Consider the following 20,267-nt stretch of genomic DNA (forward strand, 5'->3'; position numbering starts at 1 on the left):
CCATTTGTCCTAAAAATTTAAATTATAAACACATGAAAAAAACACTCTTACTCTGGATTATTTGTCTGGGAATGATTGCCCAAGTAGAGGCTCAGGTAAAGACAGCCCTTCAGCCACTGGACCTTTTCGATATGGAATATGTCACTGAGCCCACTATATCCCCGGATGGAAGCAAAGTGGTATATGTCCGTAATTTTAAGGATATCATGACTGACAGAGACTATTCAAACCTTTGGATTGTCAATAGCGATGGAAGTCAGAACCGTCCCATCACTCAGGGAAATCAGCGGGACTACGCTCCTGTATGGTCTCATGATGGAACCAAGCTTGCATTTCTTTCAAATCAACAAGATGACAAGACCAAGCTTTTCGTCCATTACTTTGATACCCAAACCTCCGTTGCCCTGACCAATTCGGCTGTTCCTCCGGGCTCTGTCTCTTGGTCTTACGACAATCAAAGTTTGGCCTTCACCCAGTTTGTTCCTTCCACTCCAAAATCACTACTCAACATCCCATCAAAACCTGCGGGGGCGGACTGGAACGCGGCTCCGATCTACATTGACGAAATGGTCTACAGGAGAGATGGAGCTGGCTATGTAAAGCCTGGAAACAGACAGATTTTCACCATTGGTTTAGCCGGGGGCACTGCCAGACAATGGACTTCGGATGATCACAATTATGGCAGCCCAATTTGGGCGAAAGATGGGAATTCTTTGTTCTTCTCCGCCAATCTGAGAGAGAATGCAGAGTTTGAACCAGCTAATTCAGAAATCTATCAACTGAGCTTAACTGATGGAAGTATCAAAGCATTGACTAACCGATTTGGTCCTGACTCTGGCCCGGTGCTCTCTCCTGATGGGAAAAAGATTGCCTACACAGGGAACAATGACACTTTTCAGGGATATCAGGTCACTCACCTATACGTGATGAATACTGATGGCAGCGGTGTGAAAAATTTAACGGAAGACCTGGATAGGGACGCCTCCAATCCTCAATGGGATGCCAATGGACAAGGCATCTATTTTCAATATGATGAGTTTGGCGATACCAAAGTGGGTTATGTAGCCCTGACCGGCAAAGTCAGAACCATAGTTGATGGGCTGGGAGGATTGGATTTGGGAAGACCCTACAATTCCGGAACCTATTCTGTTTCTGCCAATAATAAAATTGCATTTACAGAAGGAGGTCCAGAACATCCGGCAGATTTAGCCATTTGGAGCAATGGAACCAAAACAAGGGTTACTCGCCTGAATGATGACCTTTTCTCCTACAGAAAAATCGGACAAACTGAAGAGTTATGGTGGGAATCCAGTTTTGATGGCAAAAGAATCCAGGGCTGGATTGTAACGCCTCCGGATTTTGATCCTTCGAAAAAGTACCCTTTCATCCTGGAAATTCACGGGGGGCCATTTGCCATGTATGGACCCTCTTTTGCCTATGAAATTCAAGCCTATGCAGCCGCAGGATATGTGGTGCTCTATACCAATCCTAGAGGGAGTACGGGATATGGGCAGGAATTTGGCAATTCCATTCACCACGATTATCCAAATCATGATTACGAAGACTTAATGTCCGGGGTAGACGCAGTGATAGAAAAAGGCTATATCGATACAGATAATTTATTCGTGACTGGAGGCTCAGGCGGAGGAGTATTGACTGCTTGGATTATTGGAAAGACCGACCGATTTAAAGCTGCCGTTGTTGCAAAGCCTGTAATCAATTGGTACAGCTTTGTATTACACGCAGATAATCCAGTATTCTTTACCAAATATTGGTTTGGAGCAAAACCATGGGAAGATGTAGAATACTATCACCGACGATCACCAATCTCCCTCGTGGGAAATGTAAAAACCCCAACCATGCTGTTAACAGGAGAAAACGACTATAGAACTCCTATCTCTGAGTCTGAGCAATATTATGCAGCACTGAAACTTCAAGGTGTAGAGTCTGCCATGGTTAGAATTCCCAATGCCTCTCATGGCTTAGTCAATAGACCAAGTATGCTATTGGGTAAGAATGCAGCGATTTTGAGTTGGTTTAATCATTACAGGGACAAGAAATGAAACTTGTCCTTGGGATCATATTAATACTATTGCCCATATGCTCTATTGCGCAAGAATCTGAAGAATCTCAGATTCTTGCGCTCAAGGCAAAATCCAATGCAGCTTTGCGTGCTTTTGATGAGGAGCTCAATGCTACTTTTTTGACGGACGGTATTTTGATTACCACTGGGGCGGGAACCTTGATTTCGGGAAAAACTGAGCTTTTGGAATATATCAGGAAAGCAAGTGGCCCAAGGATGTATTGGATAAGAACTCCCGATGAAATCATCGTCAACCCTGAAACTCAACTCGCTTGGGAAAGTGGAACATGGAAAGGGTTTGTGGAAGGCTCAGAAGAATCGGTTGTAGGAGGAAATTATGCCGCCCAATGGACCAAAAAGTCTGGGAATTGGCTCATACAGTCGGAATTGTTTGTGGCTTTACCTAAAGAATAGATGATCTCTTTCCTACGAAAAATCCGCCAAAAACTTCTTTCACAAAATCGCCTCACACAGTATCTGGCCTATGCGATTGGAGAAATTTTACTGGTAACAATTGGGATTCTGATCGCCCTACAAGTCAACATCTGGAACCAAAACCGAATCAATTCGAACGAAGAATATCAATATTATAGGCGACTCTTAGAAGATGCTTTGGAGGAAAAAACAATCATGGAGGCCACAATAAATTACTCGAATCAAGTGATTAGTCACGGAAAAAGTGCCATGGCAATTTTTGAAAATCCATCTGATGCTAAACAAGACCCTTTACAAAATTTACTGGACTTTTATCAGGCAAGCCAACTACAAGACCCTTATTCGGCAGAGTCCACATACACCGAATTGATTTCATCCGGGCAAATTAATCTCATTCAAAATGAAAAATTAAAAACCGCCTTAATCCGATACTACGAAATCGATTGGACATCCTCCGGCGTGTTCAACCTTGAAAATAAATACAGAGAAAATTTAAGGAGTAAAATGCCTGATGTGATCCAAACAGAAATCCGTGCCAAATGCAATGATATTTACATCAAATCCAGAAATGGATATCAGACAGCTTTGCCTAAAAACTGCGAGATTTCCATTGATTATAATTTGGCCAAATCTGTGGTTGAAACCTTAAGCCAAGACGAAAGCTTAAAAAAAGATTTACGATACCTCATTGGAAATGAGACCGGCAAGGTGAATGATCTCAATATTATAAAAATACAATTGAACGATCTCATCGAACTACTTCAAAGCCTTGTTTTAGAATAATTTTTTTTGAAACCACTTTACAGGTCAAAATCTGAAAAAACTTTGGTTCTTGTAGATTTTAATCTCCTTTAGTAAAGCCAAAATATTTTTCCAAGGCTAATGCTAATCGGAAAAGAATCTAATTCCTTCGGAAACTTTTTATACACATTCATCCCGATCTAATTACTCTCCTTACCCTTAAAAATTATCTTAATTGAGAAGTGGAATTTGGAGAACATTGGAAAAACAGAAAACTGATAAAGGATAATGTAAAATTCTACTCACTTAAATACTTAATTAAAATTGAACTTATTTAACTTCCTATAGAAATTTCAAATACAAATTATTGTATTTAACAGCAGTTTTTGTATTTTAGTCAGAGACTTTAAGTAGGCTTCAACTATCACAGACTTAAAGAATTTTTGGCAAACCCAACATTAAAATTCACTAAACCAACTCCTGTTTTTTAGTTCTCTGAAGAAGTTCAAATGTGAATTTCCATATACTTATTAGTTCATCTTTTCCCTTGGTTGGATAAAATGGTGGAATTAGAAATATAGAACTCTATTCACCTCTACTGCCCAGATCTAGCCCAGTCCGTAAAAACTTATCAATCTTATGAAAATCAATCTTTGCATTTTAAGTACTCTCACTAGATTATTTTCAGGATTGATAATGGTGATCCTGTTCAACCATCCATCTGTAGGACAAATAAATGCCTCAAAGGGAGTCCCTAGTTATACAAATTATGTGGTCGGTGGTAGAAGTCTCGCAGGGCAACAAGTATGGAATGTTAATCAAAATAAAGATGGGTTACTTTTTGTAGGAACAAGCTCTGGACTTCAGGCTTTTGATGGAAAATCATGGGAGCTTTTAGCCTCTCCGAGCACAGAATTCAATACCAATATTCGCTCCACGCTCTCGGCATCGGATGGGACTTTTTACTATGGTGCCTTAGGGGATTTTGGAACTGTTGTTTCGGATTCCACTGGCAAAATCAAAGAACGGTCACTTTTAAAAGGCTACCCGGCTGATTTTATTTTTAACGATATCTGGTCAATCCGAGAAAGCAAGGGAAAAATCTATTTCCAGGCTAGAGAGGCTATTTTCGTTTATACTCCTCCAAGTGGAAATGAATCCGGAAGCCTTAAAATATGGAAACCCGATACGGAGTTTATGTATGGGTTTAGTCTAGATGGAGTTTACTATGCCCACCAAATGAACTTAGGCCTTTTTAAGGAGGTAAATGGGACATTGGAACTTATAAAAGGTAGTGAATTCCTAGGAAATGACAGAGTTCAGGTATTGCTTCCCTATGACTCAGGTGAGTTTTTGGTAGGGGCTTTTGCCGGAGGACTTTATCGATATAATGGTCAGGATTTTTTACCCTTTCCAACATCAATTGATTCTTTGCTTCAACAGCGAAGTTTATATAAGGCATTGGCCCTTCCCGATAGCACTTATGCACTGAGTGTTTTGGGACAAGGTTTTTTCATAATCGACCGGGAAGGGGCTACCAAATCTCATTTCAACATCAAAAATTCAATCCCGGATCAAAGTGTTTATTCCTTTCATTTAGATAATACTGCCAATTTATGGGTAGGTACCAATAATGGCCTTTCCAAAATCGAAATATTTTCACCTCTTACCCGCTTTCAATCGGAAAACTACGAAATAGGAAATGCACTTTCTCTTTCAGCATATGATGACAACCTCTATATCGGCACTTCCACCACGGTACTTTATATCGATAAAAAGGATGGAATCGTCAAAAAAGTAGAAGGAATGGCCAATACTCAGGTTTTTGATTTGCAGGATGACAAAAATGGAATTTTGAGCACAGGTGTGGGTCTTTATGAAATCAGGGGATCAAAAGCTACGGTAATCCCAGAAACCGAATCTTTTCAAAGTCTCCGTGTGGTGGTATCAAAAATGCACGATGGCTATGTATTCCTGAGTGGAAACTTTGGGATACATGTATTTAAAAGAGAGCTTGGAAGCAATGGGGATTACAAATACCAGGATATAGGCCCCATTTCAGGCGTTTCCAGAGCTGTTTATTCCATGGCTGAAAACGAAAAAGGAGAGCTTTGGGGTGGAACTCAAGCAGGTATTTTATACCGAATGATTTTTACCGAAACTGCTTCTGGGAACCTAGATATCCCAAACACCAGAATAGTAGAGTATAGTGAAAATGATGGGGTTAGAGGCCTATCAGGCTTAGCTGTGGGACCAATTTCAGGTAAAGTCTACACTTCAGGAATAGATGGATTTTACTTTTTTAACACGGAAGTCAATGAGTTTGAAAGAGATCAGATTTTTAGTTTTTCAGATGAGGTAGCAGATATCAATTTAGATACTTATGGGTTGGGCGTAGGAGAGACTGGCAATGTGTTTTTAGACTTCAAAGGAGAAAAAAGGTACGCATACCTCCAGCCTGATGGGAGCTATAAACTAGAAACATATCCGGTAAGCTTGATCACAGCCTCGGGGGTGGCATCTGGCTATACTGAACCTAATGGCGTAATTTGGATCGGGACCGATGAAGGCCTAATGCGCCTAGACCCAAATAAAAACTATAAAATCGATTACCCAGTACCTTTATTCTTTAACTCCATTTCTGGAGCTACCGGTCCAATGATTTTGCCTGAGTTTTTGGGTGGAAACTTACCGGAAATTCCTTTTAAAGGGAATCGTATTGCCTTTTCCTATTCTTCCCCATTTTACGTAAGAGAAGATAAAATCCAATTTCAATCTTTCTTAGAGGGTTTTGATCAAGATTGGGAAAATTGGGGGGACCAAACTTCACGTGAATTCACTAATCTTCCTTACGGAACCTATACATTTCGGGTCCGGGCTAAAAATGCCTTCAGCGTATTTTCTGATGAGATTTCATACACCTTTAAAATTCTACCTCCATGGTATGCTACCTGGTGGGCCTTTTTGCTCTACCTGATCAGTTTCGGATTTTTGGTTTATGGAATAGTCAAGTTTCAGACAAATCGAATTCTGGCACGGGAAAAAGAAAAAAATCGCGAAAAGGAATTGGCTCATGCCCGAGAAATTGAGAAAGCCTACGAGGACCTAAAAGCTACACAAGCCCAACTGGTTCAATCAGAAAAAATGGCTTCTTTGGGTGAATTGACAGCTGGAATTGCCCATGAAATTCAGAACCCATTGAATTTTGTCAATAATTTTTCGGATCTAAACCAAGAGTTGATTGAAGATCTTTTTGATGAAATCAAAAATGGAAACCTCGATGAGGTGAAAGAAATAGCCGCATCGATCAAGGAAAATGAAGCGAAAATCAAGCAACATGGAAAACGAGCTGATTTTATTGTTAAGGGCATGCTTCAGCATAGTAGGTCCAGCAGCGGAGAAAAAGAATTGACCAACATCAATGGTTTGGCAGATGAATTTTTACGACTTAGCTATCATGGACTTCGCGCTAAGGACAAATCCTTTCAGGCCAACTTCAAAACAGATTTTGACTCCAGTATTCCCAAGCTGAAAGTTGCAGCTCAAGATATTGGTCGGGTTTATTTAAATCTGATCAACAATGCATTCTATGCAGTCAATGAAAAAGCAAAACTGGGCAGTAACGGCTATCAACCTGAAGTCATCGTCTCTTCCAAAAAGAACGAAAATGGAGTGGAAATTTCAGTCAAAGACAATGGAAATGGTATTCCTAATTCCATCAAGGATAAAATCTTTCAGCCTTTCTTTACTACCAAGCCAACAGGCTCAGGAACTGGTTTAGGGCTTTCTCTTTCTTACGATATTATCAAAGCGCATGGAGGGGAGTTGAGAGTCATAAGCGAAGAAGGAAAAGGCACGGAAATGAAAATTACACTTCCAATCCAAAAGGATTCATGATCTCATTTTTTCGTAAAATCCGCCAAAAGCTCCTTCAAGAAAACCGGGTAACTCGCTATCTGATTTATGCGCTTGGAGAAATTATTTTGGTGACCATTGGGATTTTAATAGCCTTGCAAATTAATACCTGGAATACTTATCGTTTGGAGCGAACCCAAGAGCAAACTGTTCTGAAACAACTCAAAGAAGAATTTGAGTCAAATCTAGAGCAGATTGATCTTAAGATTGCCTTAAGAGATAATATAATATCAAGTGCGACGGAAGTTTTACAATACATCGATTCCAAAACTGAGGTAAGCAAGGATACTCTTTTTCAAAAAATGAGTCCTATAGTCATGGCTCCAACTTTTGATCCCATTCAAAATGATATTCTCCAGTCCGAAAAAATCCAACTAATCAGAAATGAGCAATTACGCAGGGTGCTGGCTAATTGGCCAACCTATGTTACTGAGTTGAAAGAACAGGAAGAGGAGTGGGTTAAACTATACAATAATTTCACCGCTCCTTTTCTAATAGAAGTTGGGCTTTCCCGAGACTTAAACCTTTATTTTTATGATAATCCAAAAAACCTAAACTACCTCATGGATATAAATAATAGTAAGGAAATATCCTTAAGTCCCTCCAAAAATGCACCTACTGTAAAAGAAATTCTTAATGATATAAAAGTTGAAGGTATTTTATCCAATGCAGTTTTAATAAATATTGGAGTCAATTGGGAATCAGAAACCCTGAGAGATAAGATTCTTACTATTTTAGAGTTAATTGAAAATCAAATCGTTGATTGATAAAAATGATCTCATTTTTTCGAAAAATCCGCCAGAAACTCTTAACCCAAAATAGAGTCACGAGATACCTAATCTATGCTTTGGGTGAGATATTCTTGGTGGTCATCGGGATTTTGATAGCGCTACAGGTCAATAACTGGAATGAGGAGCGAAAGGAGCATAAAAAAGAGAGAGAGCAATTGTTTTTCGCTTTGGAAAACCTGAAAACAGATTCGATAAGCATCGATAGTATCAAGTCACGAACAGATAAAATCCTGGCTGTTCACCACAACCTTATATTACTTTCAGAAAATAAAATACCTGAAGATGCGGTCGGGAACTTGGACCTGATCCGGGCTTCAGAACCAAATATTTTAATTATCAAAAAGAATAATCCCAATCTGCCCAATGAGGTAAAAGATCAAGAATTGCGGAGGATTCTTTTAGATCATTATTTACTCATTGATTGGCTGGAATTCACTATTTTAAATCATAATGAAATCATAGAAGTCCTGGTAAGACCATTTCTCGCGGAAAAAAAGCTACTGAATTTTGGTCAGCAAATTGAAACCGATAGACAGAAATTTGATTTGATCAATGACGAACGATTTTTTGAAGAATTTAAAAATGAAGAAATCAGGCAGGTTTTATTTGAATCAGGGGTCAAACTGAGAATAATGCGATCAAACATTGAACGATTCGCTCAAAAGAATGAAGATTTAAAACAAGCTATCATGTCATATCTCAATAAAAATTGATTCCCTATTTCCGCAAAATCCGCCAAAAATTCCTCAAAGAGAATCGAGTAACTCGGTACCTGGCTTATTCTATTGGGGAAATTGTCCTGGTTGTGATTGGGATATTAATTGCCTTGGCCATCAATAATTGGAATGAGGCAAATAAAAATAAGAAGCGGGAAAAAGCATTTTTAACCAACCTTTTGGAGGATTTGAAAGCGGATTCTCTTAGCCTCCAGGAAATTTCTACCACCCTTCAGACTGCTGTTCGCTATAAACTTGTTTTTTCAAATTACATCGAAGGCAAGCCAGCCAACCGAGACTCTATAAATGCCAATTTCCTAAATCAATATAATATTCTGGTAGATTTTATTCCCAATTCCAACACCTTGGACGAACTGACTTACGGGAATGGATTGAGCCTAATTTCTAATGCGGAGCTTAGACGAAAAATCGTATCTATCTACAACACTTACGATGACTTGACCCGGAAATTGAAAATCGGTCAGGAAAAGGGTCAATTGGTAGTAAATTATGTAAGCCTCAAAGTAAAAAATATAAATGAGCCCACTGAGGAAGAAATAGATCAACTCTTGAAAGACCCATTCTATGTGAACCAGACTTTAATGAACTACTTGGTGACCCAAATGGATGCAGTCATCGCAAGTCAGGAGTTTTGTAATGAAACCTTACTTCTAATTAGAAATGAGCTAGACCATGATTAGTCTTTTCCGCAAAATCCGCCAAAAACTGCTCCAACAAAACCGAGTGACTCGTTACTTGGCTTACGCGATTGGAGAAATATTTTTAGTGGTCATTGGAATATTGATAGCTCTGCAGGTAAACAATTGGAATGAAAATAGAAAAGCTCAAAGTCAAATTAAAGAGCTATTGATTGCGCTTCGGTCAGATTTGATCAACGATACTTTAATGATTCAAGCCTACTATCCCGAAGTAGTACATCATTACGAGATCAATGAGTCTTTTCGTAGTCGAGTTGCACATGAAAATGCAAGCATAGATACTTTGCTTCAAATAGCCCGTTTCGAGTTTAATCCCAATTGGACAGAAGCTCTTATCTATAATAGAAACGCCTACAATAGCTTGTTAGAGTTTGGATTATTGGGCTATCTGCCGGATTCTTTGAACAGTAAAATCAGGAATTTCTATAATCAAAAGGACTTTCAAAAAACACAAATCAACAGGACTACTGAAGATTATCGCGCCAAGGTTTCTGACTATGTAGATCGATACACATTTGGGTCTACTGAAAACCACGATCAGGGTTGGTTAATTGATTCTCTGGTCTGGGTAAAAGTAGATTATTCACAATTAGCCGCTTCATTTCAGGGCCTGAGTAATTTCAAGAGATTTCTTTTTTCCCAGATCAAAAGTGAGATGGACTATTCGTTGATCGAGGCAAGATCTTTAATTGAACAAATAGACCAAGAGTTACTTAAACGGTGATTAAACCTTTTCAGCTATGAAACGAATCCTATCCACAATTAAAGAAAAATGGCCAGAGTATATACTGGAGATAATTGTACTGGTCATTGGTATTTTTATTGCCTTTGAATTGAATAATTATGGGGAAATTCAAAAAAGAAAAAAGGAGGAAATTGAAATCCTAAAAGGCTGCAGAGCAGAGTTTCAAACCGACTTAAAAGATATTAATCTCAATATCAATGATTTTAAAAAGTCACTTTTCGCATTAGAGACCTTTATCGACTTGTTGGAAAATGATGGACAATATCATGATTCTCTGGCAGCATTATTTAACTACACTTTATTACCCATTCATTTTGTGCATTCCACCAGTGCCTTTGAAACCCTTAAGTCTAAAGGTTTGGATATCATATCCAATCCAGACATTCGAACCAAACTTGTCAAAGTTTATGATTCACAATATGACTTTTTTCTACAAGCCGAATCAGAAGAACTGGATGAAGTCTATTACGGATTGAGGCATATATTTCCCGGAAGGTTTGAGTCTGGGTTCAACTTCCCAAAATCCAATTTTGAAGGAGAGCTAATTCCACTTGATTTTGAGGCATTAAAAAGTGACACTGAATTCCTTTATTTTCTCAAAACTCACCGGAATAGAACAAAATCCTACTTAGATTATTTTTATGCCAATTTGAAAGAAGATGTAGAACACATGATCAGTGATCTGGACACAGAACTTAAACGTCTTGAATAATACATACCTAAGAAAGGTTGGAATTGATCTTGAATCCGCGATTCCTCTCAGTTAGGTGAAATATTTTTCGCAGCTAATTGGTCAAAACAAAGATCAATGTGTGGTAATTTCTGATCGAAGTAAATCACATACTTTAGTAATACGCTAATAATCAGGGATTTTTTAGTATCTTCTCGAGAAAATTTTGCTCTATTGATTTCATTTTTTCGAAAAATCCGCCAAAAACTGCTTCAGCAAAATAGGGTCACTCGCTACCTGGTTTATGCGCTCGGAGAAATTGTACTAGTCACCATAGGTATCCTGATTGCTCTACAGATCAATACATGGAATGAGCTAAGAAAGGATTCCAACAAAGAAAAATTGATTCTTCAAAGCTTGCATTCGGAGTTTGAAGGCAACAAAGAAAAAATACAAGCCAGCATCCAACATCACGAAGCCATTCTAGGCTGCACCAAGGACCTTATGAAGCTTTTTAAGCTGCCCGATTCCACTCTCAAAACTCACAATTTGGATAGTCTAATCGAGAGGAGTCTAGATATTCGTGACCTTAGCACTTCTCAATCTGCAATTGAAGATTTAATCTCGTCGGGAAATCTTAACCTCATTTCATCCGAAAATTTACGAAAGCTCATTTTTGAATGGAATAGCGAGATTATGGAAAAGAATGAAAGCTTCGAAACCTTGGATGAAACTGCTCAAACCTTGCTATTGCCTTATTTGATAAAGAATGCCTCCCTAAAAAATATTGACCAATATGGCTCTTTGAATTGGAAGGAAAAATCAAAATTCGATTCGCCTACGCCAAAAATGTTTCAGGAATTGGAGTTTGAAAACCAGCTTGACAGTCATGCTTGGGGAATAGCCAATTATTTGAATGCCTTAAATGTTCTCCGAGAGATTAGTGAAAAAATTATTTCAGAGTCAGAGTCAACCAGAAACCCAGAAAGATGATCTCATTTTTCCGAAAAATCCGTCAAAAACTGCTGCATGAAAATCGAATTACTCGCTATTTGGTTTACGCGCTCGGAGAAATATTTTTAGTAGTCATCGGAATATTGATCGCTCTACAAGTGAATAACTGGAATGAAAGCAGGAAATCAAGAAATTTTGAGCAAGAGATTCTTTCACTCATTGATCAAAATCTAAGTCGTGACTCTAGCGTGATTGCTGCGGAGCTACAAAAAGCTCTCATCGCCAATGCGACCACTGATTCCATTTTAAATCAAGTGGAGAAAGGAGTTTTTGAGGAGAATCTCTATGTATGGATGGCCAAGGTCATTCGGTTTGAGAGGTTCAAATCTCAGTCCAGTGGCTTTGAAGTTTTAAAATCCAAGGGAATTGATGCGATTTCTGATAAGGATCTCCAAATCGATTTAATCAACTACTATGATGAAGTCCTATTCCGCCTAAGTCAAGCCATTTTGGATGTTGAAAATTCATTCAATGCAGATTGGATTCCAGTGGTCAAAAGTGAATTCTATGATTTTGATTATGAAGACCGGTTGGAACCTCGAAATCTGGAGGATTTTTTTAAAAATCCTAGTCATATCATTCTCTTCAAAATGTTTCAGGATAATCGAGAGGGCTCAATTAGTAGAATGGAAATTGCATTAGCTGAAATTTCCAGCTTGAGAACATCCATAAAAAATCAGCTGAAATGATCTCCTTTTATCGTAGAATCCGCAAAAGACTGCTAAAGGAAAATAGGATTACTAGGTATTTAACCTATGCTTTGGGGGAGATCGTATTGGTGACAATTGGAATTTTGATCGCTCTCCAGATCAATACCTGGAAAGAAGAACGAAATGATCATAAAAGAGAAATTTCCTTTTATCAATCAGTTTTGATTGATCTTGAAAGTGATCAGCAAAAATTAGAAACTCAAACAAAATTTTATCAAAACAGAATTGAAAACCTTACCTGGTTACTCAAAGAAATAAGACAACCTAATGATGCAATTAATCCTGGGGATTTTGGAAAACACACCGAGCCTCTGTATTACAGCGAGTCCGCGATTAGCTTTGATACCAGTTATGAAGCTGCCAAAAGTGCTGGATCAATTGCTGCTTTTTCCAATAAAATACTACTGAAACAATTGGTAGAATACTATTCCAGTTTTCAGGAAATCGAAAATGTACTGACCTCCACCCTCCGATTTATTGAAAGCACTTTTGAACCTCTGATGGCAAGTTTACCGAATAACTTTTTGGATAAGGAAAGTTCAGACCAAGTCTTGATCAGTCAGGGCAATCAAAATTTTTATCTCCTGTTAGAATCTGTCGAAGACCAAAGACCCGGAGTATCCCCAGAGGAACTTAAAAAATTTCTAAATCAACCGGAATTTGAATCCTATGTGGTCGCGGATTTGGGCAGGTCTTTTAATATGATAAGCAAACTGGAAAGTAGAATTACGCAGTTACAATCCATTCAAAAAAATATAAAGCAATATCTTGAAAGCTAGCTCTCCCACGGCGACTTGTATTTTTTAATATATGTATAGCTTTCTTACCAGTAACAACCAAATACGGCTTTTTGTCAGCTAAATGGATCAGAATCCGGAAGCTTCGGTCTTCGGTCATCGGTCTTCCAATCGGTCAAACAAAGAAAATATGGCAACTGGCATGATTGCGGATAATCAGATTTTAATAAAAACATAACTAGTTTAACTTGTTAAATGTCGAAATAAATTGAAAATCAGATACATAATTAGTGGTTTATAACCTGTATTTTGTATTTTAAAGCAGCCAACTTTTATTTTCCTAAGCCACTTAGCCTTTTACCAAAAACACAGGCAATTCAACTAAACATAAAATAGGCAAAAACCCCAAAGTTTTTCCCTCACCTTTCACTATTGGATAGTAAAAACTCCAACAAATATAGGTGAATAGGAAGCTCTCTGGATCCTGCTTAAAATTCTTTTTAGACATAGAAAATGATAGATATTGATGCTTCGAGGGAAGCTTCGGCCTTGAAAGTTTACCATAAATTTTGGGACAGCTATATCAAGGGGAATATTCCCATTTTTTCCTCCACACTGGATGAGGATTTTGAGATGATTGGTACCTCTGAAACGGAGGTGTGCCACAATAAGGCTGAGGGTATAGCTTTTTTTAAAAATCAGATCGAGGAGATTGTAGGAAAAGCAGAAATGAGAAACAGAAACATCATTACCAAAGCCATTGGGGAGATGTTTTTGATCATAGAGAATTGCGATATCTACGTGATTTCTGAGCCAGAATGGACCTTTTATTCCAAATTAAGGATTTCCACATTGCTTCACGAGACGCCCTTAGGTTGGAAAGTCCTACACCAACATGGATCACTTCCGGACATGAAGGTTGAAGACGGGGAAACCATGGCCTTGGAAAAGGTCTCTCAGGAGAATCTTGAGCTCAGACAGGCAGTCAAAAGAAGAACCACAGAGCTGGAGAATAAAACCAAGGAACTGGAAATTGAAGCTGCTTTGGAGCGCGTTCGAGCCGTGGCTATGAGTATGAAAAAGCCTGATGACATGCTGGATGTTTGTCAAATCATAGCTGACCAATTGAAAGCTTTTGGAGTGGAGCAAATCCGGAATGTTCAAACTGCCATCATCGATGAGGAAAAGGGTCATTACCTCTGCTATCAACACTTTCCAGCCTATGAAAAAGCGGTAGTAGAACTGACCGAATATTTCAAAAGTCCAGTAGAACATGAAATGGTTCGGCAAATGTTAGCCTCCAAAGATGGACACTTTATAGGTAGTATTCAGGGAAAAGAACTTCGGGAGTTTGCGGCCCATAGAAAAGAAGAAAATCATTTTTCAGACCCACTTTTGGACCAATCTCAGGAACTGAGCTATTGCTTTCTTTCTATTGGAAAAGGTGGTTTGGGGCTTTCGCTTTATCAAGCATTAAACCAGGAAGTACTGCATATATTCAAGCGCTTTCATCAGGTATTTACTCTTGCGTACAGGCGCTTTCTGGATATTCAACAGGCAGAGGAGCAAGCGCGGGAAGCTAAAATTGAAGCGGCGCTGGAGAGAGTTCGTTCCAAGAGTTTGGCTATGCATCAAACCAGCGAATTGCAATCTGTCATTCATACCGTACATGAAGAATTGCTTCGCTTGAATCTCTCAATTTTCGGCGGCTCATTTATCGTGATCAACAGTGAGCTGGATACAGAACTCAAGTGTTGGGGAGCTGGGGGCACGGCTGAAACGTCTGAAGAAATTCATATTCCCCGCTATGATAAGCCTTTCTATACCAACCTGCTTGAAAGAGTTAAGAAAGGACCCAGTTTCTTCACTGAGGAATTTACCTTCGAAGAAAAAGTTGAATTTTTTACCTTTTTGTTTAATCACCAACCTTGGTCTTCGCTCAGTAAGAAAGAGAAAAAACAGACCTTGGAAACTACAGGAGGATATACCCGATCCTGTGTGGTATCTGAACATACCAGCATTTTTATCATCAATCATGAAGGTGTTCCATTTTCGGAGGCGGATAATGCCATACTGAAACGTTTTGGGAGAGTATTTGAGCAATCCTATACCCGATTTCTAGACCTAAAAAAAGCAGAAGAGCAGGCTCGGGAAGCACGGATAGAATCTGCATTGGAGCGGGTCCGATCGCGTAGCCTCGCGATGCATCATTCTTCGGAATTATCCTCGGTAGTGGACGCCCTTTTGCAGGAATTTACCGGACTTGATTTTACCCTGACCTTTTGCATCATCAACCTGATCGATGGAGATGACCTGTCCAACACGGTTTGGGCAGCCAATCCTGAAACCGGTAAAGATGCGGAGTCCTATTACATGAAGTTTGAGGATTATGATTTTCATCGGGCCATGTGGAATGCCTGGAAAGCTCAGGACAAGCGATTTGTATATGTGCTGGAAGGGGAAGAGAAAAAGATCTATGATGAATATCTCTATTCCGAAACGGAATTCAAACGCTTTCCCAAGCATGTGCAGGAGGCTAATAAAAGCTTGGAAAGGTATGTGGCTGGTTTTACATTTTTCAAGTATAGTGGACTGCAAACAGTCAGTGTAAACCCAATCTCAGAGGAAGAATTGGCTATACTTGAGCGATTCGGTAAAGTATTCGAGCAAGCTTACATCCGCTTCCTGGATCTGCAAAAAGCCGAAGCACAAGCCAGAGAAGCACAGATCGAAACGGCTCTTGAAAAAGTGAGAAGCCGTAGCATGGGCATGCAAAAAAGTGATGAGCTGGCAGATCTTTCTTTAGAATTGGTCAAGCAGGTTCAAGCTTTAGGAGTGGAAACTTGGTTTTGCGCTTTTAACATTTACGATGAAAATGGTGAGGAGTCCATTGAATGGGGAAGTAATGGCCAGTCTACTTTCCCCAGATATAAAACTCCCAGAGAAAATGTCTTTTTGGATTACTATAAAGCTGGTCAAAGAGGTGAAACCCTTTTGATCAATGAAATTAGCGAGGAAGAATGTCCTTCACATTACGAATATCTCTGCAGTCTTCCCGGAGTAGGTGATCAGTTGCTCAAGATGAAAGCAGCTGGAATTTCTTTTCCCAAGTACCAAATAGACCACGTAGCTTTTTTCAAATATGGCTACATTCTATTTATCACTTATGAGCCTGTGCCTGAATCTCACTCAGTTTTCAAGCGATTCGCCCAGGTCTTTGAACAAACTTATACTCGGTTTTTAGACCTTCAGAGAGCTGAGGCTCAAACCAGGAAATCAGAAATCGAGGTTGCAGTAGAGCGGGTTCGGGCCCAATCCATGGCTATGCATCATCCAGACGATCTCGACAAAGTAAACAAAGAACTATTAAGCCAACTTCAATGGCTTCAGATACAAGGACTTTCCGGAGTTACTTTTTATCTGGTCGAAGAAAATGGATGGGTGAAAGCCTGGGATTTTTCAAGTCCTGGAAATATTGGAAATCAGACCAGCTATACGTTTCAGTTTGATTCCAACAAGCATGAAATGTTAGGATTTCCCTTTAAAATCCTGGTAAATACTGACCTAGACTACTTCATTGCTGATTATCCCCTTGAAAAACTAAAAAAGGCATTACCTGAGTTAGAAGAAATCGACCCTGCTGTTGCCGAAATATTTACAAATGCTATAGAAACTGGAGCATTAAGCCATCAATGGTCAGCCTGTGCGAGAATTTCCAGTGGAATGCTTGGAGTCGACTTAACCGCCCCCCCAAGTGAAGACACAAAAACCATTGTGTTGAAAATGGCAGGAGCATTCAACCAGGCTTATACCCGCTTCCTGGATCTTCAAAAAGCAGAAGCTCAGGCAAGAGAAGCCCAAATTGAATCAGCGCTGGAAAGAGTAAGAAGTCGCTCCATGGCGATGCATAATAGTAATGAAATAGGAGATGTGGCGATGATTCTCTTTCAACAACTCAAGAGTTTAGGCGGAGAGCTTTGGGGTACGGGGTTCGGTTTCTGTGAAAAAGATTCGGCGGTCGATGAATTCTGGTTTGCCAATGAAAATGGCATCATGCCTCATTTAAAAATCCCTAACAATGTGGACCCAGCACATAAGCAAATGTATGAGGGCTGGAAGAAAAACCTTGACTTTCTATCTATTGAAAATGGTGGTAAGGAGCTAAGAAATCATTATAAATATATGCTCACAGTTCCTGATGTCCAGCCCATTTTCCAAGGAATATTAGATCAGGGTATTGAATTTCCAACATGGCAAAAATGGCATGCCGCCTATTTTAAATATGGGTATATGCTAGTCATCACGACTGAAACCTATGAAGACGAAAAGGTTTTCACACGGTTTGCTAGGGTGTTTGAACAAGCTTATACCCGATTCCTTGATTTACAAAAGGCCGAAGCTCAGGCAAGGGAAGCCCGGATTGAAGCTGCTCTGGAACGGACAAGAACTCAGAGTATGCTTATGAAGCATTCCGATGAGATCAAATCCATTTCAACAATTTTTCATCAGCAATTACTTGAATTAGACATCCCCTCTGAGTTTTCCTATGTATGGCTTCCCGACGAACCCAATAGTGAACATCAATTTTGGGCAAGTTGGTCGGAAGAAGAAAATGGGAAAGCAATTTACCTGAGCAAACAAGTTACCTATCCACTCGACAAGTCAGAACCTTATACTAAAGCATGTTTTGAGGCTTGGGCACAACCTGAGGTTTTGTTGGAAGAGTTTATTTCTCCGCCAGAAGTAGCAGGGTTTTTTGAGGTTTGGCAGGAATTACTTGAAGGGGCAGAAAAATTAAAAGCAGAATATTTTCCTGAAGGAATCTTCTATTCCGAAGCTTACATGCGATTCGGATGTTTTGGTATCAATATCAGACGTAGGCTAACCCCAGAGGAAAAGTCCATCCTCAAAAGATTCTCCATTGAATTTGAAAGGGCTTATACCCGATTCTTAGACCTTAAAAAAGCAGAAGAGCAAGCCCGGGAAGCACAGATTGAGCTGGCGGTTGAAAGAGTACGGGCAAGAGCTTTAGCGATGTACCAATCAGGGGAAATTCTCGAAGTGGTTCACAAGCTGAAAGAGGAAATTATGAGTTTGAATATTCCTCAGGTGGCGGCTGCCACTATTCACTTGAAAGAATCTAACGGGCGATGCAGAGTTTGGGATCTCACTTCACTGGAATTGAAAGAAGAAGATCTCCATCTTCCACTTGATGTAAGTTTTAGGCTAGACGATACTCACCCGGATTTTTTTATGCGAAAAATCTGGGCACACACTGAAGGCTATTTTGTGGTTATCCAGAAAAAAAGAGACTTCCCGCATACTGTCCAATGGCTTAAAGACAATGGGCATCCTGAGCAAGCTGAAGAGGCCCGGATATTTTTTGACACAACTCAATTGGAGCAAGCCTATCATCCCACAGTACCCTTGAAAAATGGGAGAATGAGTCTGGATTTGCTTGAGCCTCCACAGGATGAAGTTGCATCCATTCTGAAAAAAATGGCTGCAGCTTTTGACTTGGCCTATAAGAGATTTGAGGATCTTCAAAAGGCCGAAGCGCAAGCAAAAGAAGCGCAAATCGAACTATCGCTGGAAAGGATACGATCCAAGGTCACATCCATGCAGGAATCCACCGACTTACTAGACATCATGGTCAGTATTCGTAGTGAATTTGTTTCACTTGGCCACGAAGCTCAATATTTCTGGTACATGCGTTGGCTTCCTAGCAAATATGAGAAAGCCATGACCTCTGGAGATGGTACACAAGTAGGAATGGTCATGTCCTTACCTCGGCATATTCATGGAGATATCCCATTGGTTGCAGATTGGGAACGTGGCAATGAACCAACCCTGATTTTTCCAATGGATGTAGACACCGCCATGGACTATGTTCAAAAAATGGTCTCCTTAGGCGATTTTGAAAAGGTAGACCCAAATGCCCCAACCATGGATGACATCAGGCATATTGGAGGGCTTACTTTTATTATGGCAAAGACATCTCAAGGAGAAATCGGCTATAGTTTGCCCGGCTATGTACCTAATCCTCCTGAGGAAGCAGTAAGCACCTTGGCCCGATTTGCAGGTGTTTTTGACTTGGCATACAAGCGTTTTGAGGACTTGAAAAAGGCAGAAAAAGATTTAATAGCTATAAAAGCCGCTAAATCCAAAGCTGAATCTGCTTTGAAAGAGTTGAAAGCTGCCCAGGAGCAATTGGTCCAGCAGGAAAAGCTGGCGAGCCTAGGACAGCTGACCGCAGGTATTGCCCATGAGATTAAAAACCCTTTGAATTTCGTGAATAACTTCTCTGAGTTGAGCAAGGAACTGATAGAGGAAGTTTTTGAAGAGTTGGAAAAACTTGATGAATCGGATATCAAACAAGAAATTATGGACATCTTAACAGATGTCCAAAGCAATCTGACCAAAGTTCATGAGCACGGTAGCCGGGCAGATGGGATCGTAAAATCCATGCTGCAGCACAGTAGGGGAAGTGCTGGAAAAACAAGCGCAATCCGAGTAAACGAATTCGTAAAAGAATTTAGCAATCTGGCTTTCCATGGCATGAGGGCGGGAAAAAATCCAATCAACGTCAATCTGGATTTTGATTTGGATGAGAATGCCGGAGAGGTAACACTCGTGATGGAGGATTTTTCAAGAGTTATTTTGAACATCGCAAACAACGCCTTTGATGCGATGCATGACAAGCAGAACTCTTCCAAAAACGGGGAATATCTACCTAGTCTGAAAATCAAAACAAAACGGCTGAAAAACAAGGTGCTGATCAGTATCCAAGACAATGGCCCAGGGATTCCAGAGGATATCAAGGACAAAATCCTCCAGCCATTCTTTACAACTAAAAAGGGAACAGATGGGACAGGTCTCGGCCTGAGTATTACCCATGATATAGTAAAAGCTCATGGGGGAGAAATTAAAATTGAAAGTAAACCCGGCGATGGAGCAAGTTTTCTTATCTCATTACCTATAAGCTAATACC

At 39.7% G+C, this 20,267-nt stretch carries 13 protein-coding genes; all 13 read left to right on the forward strand.

What is annotated here, in order from left to right; all coding sequences use genetic code 11:
* The first annotated feature begins 32 nt into the window (after positions 1-32).
* Positions 33-2,063, forward strand: coding sequence for a S9 family peptidase (locus FL972_RS18120; RefSeq protein WP_144607402.1), 2,031 nt, complete (start codon positions 33-35; stop codon positions 2,061-2,063).
* Complete coding sequence (locus tag FL972_RS18125) at positions 2,060-2,497, forward strand: nuclear transport factor 2 family protein (RefSeq protein ID WP_144607403.1); 438 nt, start codon at positions 2,060-2,062, stop codon at positions 2,495-2,497. Before FL972_RS18120 ends, FL972_RS18125 begins: the two co-directional genes overlap by 4 nt.
* Positions 2,498-3,301 carry a hypothetical protein gene (locus FL972_RS18130; RefSeq protein ID WP_144607404.1) on the forward strand — a complete coding sequence of 268 codons (804 nt, stop codon included), beginning with the start codon at positions 2,498-2,500 and terminating at the stop codon, positions 3,299-3,301. It begins immediately after the preceding gene.
* 597 nt (positions 3,302-3,898) lie between these two features.
* Positions 3,899-7,156 carry an ATP-binding protein gene (locus FL972_RS19735; RefSeq protein ID WP_144607405.1) on the forward strand — a complete coding sequence of 1,086 codons (3,258 nt, stop codon included), beginning with the start codon at positions 3,899-3,901 and terminating at the stop codon, positions 7,154-7,156.
* Entirely contained in the window at positions 7,153-7,941 is a 789-nt protein-coding gene (locus FL972_RS18140) for a DUF6090 family protein (RefSeq protein WP_144607406.1), read from the forward strand. The genes FL972_RS19735 and FL972_RS18140 overlap by 4 nt, the downstream gene beginning before the upstream one ends.
* A 5-nt stretch (positions 7,942-7,946) precedes the next feature.
* Complete coding sequence (locus tag FL972_RS18145; RefSeq protein ID WP_144607407.1) at positions 7,947-8,678, forward strand: DUF6090 family protein; 732 nt, start codon at positions 7,947-7,949, stop codon at positions 8,676-8,678.
* Positions 8,675-9,382, forward strand: a complete 708-nt coding sequence (locus tag FL972_RS18150) for a DUF6090 family protein (RefSeq protein ID WP_262710918.1) — start codon at positions 8,675-8,677, stop codon at positions 9,380-9,382. The genes FL972_RS18145 and FL972_RS18150 overlap by 4 nt, the downstream gene beginning before the upstream one ends.
* Complete coding sequence (locus tag FL972_RS18155; RefSeq protein WP_144607409.1) at positions 9,375-10,124, forward strand: DUF6090 family protein; 750 nt, start codon at positions 9,375-9,377, stop codon at positions 10,122-10,124. Before FL972_RS18150 ends, FL972_RS18155 begins: the two co-directional genes overlap by 8 nt.
* A 16-nt stretch (positions 10,125-10,140) precedes the next feature.
* On the forward strand, positions 10,141-10,857 hold the full coding sequence (locus FL972_RS18160) for a DUF6090 family protein (RefSeq protein ID WP_144607410.1): 717 nt from the start codon (positions 10,141-10,143) through the stop codon (positions 10,855-10,857).
* 192 nt (positions 10,858-11,049) lie between these two features.
* Complete coding sequence (locus FL972_RS18165; protein ID WP_144607411.1) at positions 11,050-11,808, forward strand: DUF6090 family protein; 759 nt, start codon at positions 11,050-11,052, stop codon at positions 11,806-11,808.
* Entirely contained in the window at positions 11,805-12,518 is a 714-nt protein-coding gene (locus tag FL972_RS18170; RefSeq protein WP_186300151.1) for a DUF6090 family protein, read from the forward strand. The genes FL972_RS18165 and FL972_RS18170 overlap by 4 nt, the downstream gene beginning before the upstream one ends.
* Positions 12,515-13,318: a DUF6090 family protein gene (locus FL972_RS18175; RefSeq protein WP_144607412.1), complete on the forward strand. Its 804-nt coding sequence runs from the start codon at positions 12,515-12,517 to the stop codon at positions 13,316-13,318. The genes FL972_RS18170 and FL972_RS18175 overlap by 4 nt, the downstream gene beginning before the upstream one ends.
* A 471-nt stretch (positions 13,319-13,789) precedes the next feature.
* A complete protein-coding gene (locus FL972_RS18180; RefSeq protein WP_144607413.1) occupies positions 13,790-20,263 on the forward strand; it encodes an ATP-binding protein in 6,474 nt (2,157 codons plus the stop codon).
* Positions 20,264-20,267: the final 4 nt, after the last annotated feature.

This window comes from Algoriphagus algorifonticola, assembly GCF_007655305.1.
GTDB lineage: Bacteria > Bacteroidota > Bacteroidia > Cytophagales > Cyclobacteriaceae > Algoriphagus > Algoriphagus algorifonticola.

Excerpts from the sequence above, each read along its gene's own strand:
- FL972_RS18120 (WP_144607402.1), top strand. The coding sequence starts at position 33 with ATGAAAAAAACACTCTTACTCTGGATTATTTGTCTGGGAATGATTGCC.
- FL972_RS18125 (WP_144607403.1), top strand. The coding sequence starts at position 2,060 with ATGAAACTTGTCCTTGGGATCATATTAATACTATTGCCCATATGCTCT.
- FL972_RS18130 (WP_144607404.1), top strand. The coding sequence starts at position 2,498 with ATGATCTCTTTCCTACGAAAAATCCGCCAAAAACTTCTTTCACAAAAT.
- FL972_RS19735 (WP_144607405.1), top strand. The coding sequence starts at position 3,899 with ATGAAAATCAATCTTTGCATTTTAAGTACTCTCACTAGATTATTTTCA.
- FL972_RS18140 (WP_144607406.1), top strand. The coding sequence starts at position 7,153 with ATGATCTCATTTTTTCGTAAAATCCGCCAAAAGCTCCTTCAAGAAAAC.
- FL972_RS18145 (WP_144607407.1), top strand. The coding sequence starts at position 7,947 with ATGATCTCATTTTTTCGAAAAATCCGCCAGAAACTCTTAACCCAAAAT.
- FL972_RS18155 (WP_144607409.1), top strand. The coding sequence starts at position 9,375 with ATGATTAGTCTTTTCCGCAAAATCCGCCAAAAACTGCTCCAACAAAAC.
- FL972_RS18160 (WP_144607410.1), top strand. The coding sequence starts at position 10,141 with ATGAAACGAATCCTATCCACAATTAAAGAAAAATGGCCAGAGTATATA.
- FL972_RS18170 (WP_186300151.1), top strand. The coding sequence starts at position 11,805 with ATGATCTCATTTTTCCGAAAAATCCGTCAAAAACTGCTGCATGAAAAT.
- FL972_RS18175 (WP_144607412.1), top strand. The coding sequence starts at position 12,515 with ATGATCTCCTTTTATCGTAGAATCCGCAAAAGACTGCTAAAGGAAAAT.
- FL972_RS18180 (WP_144607413.1), top strand. The coding sequence starts at position 13,790 with ATGATAGATATTGATGCTTCGAGGGAAGCTTCGGCCTTGAAAGTTTAC.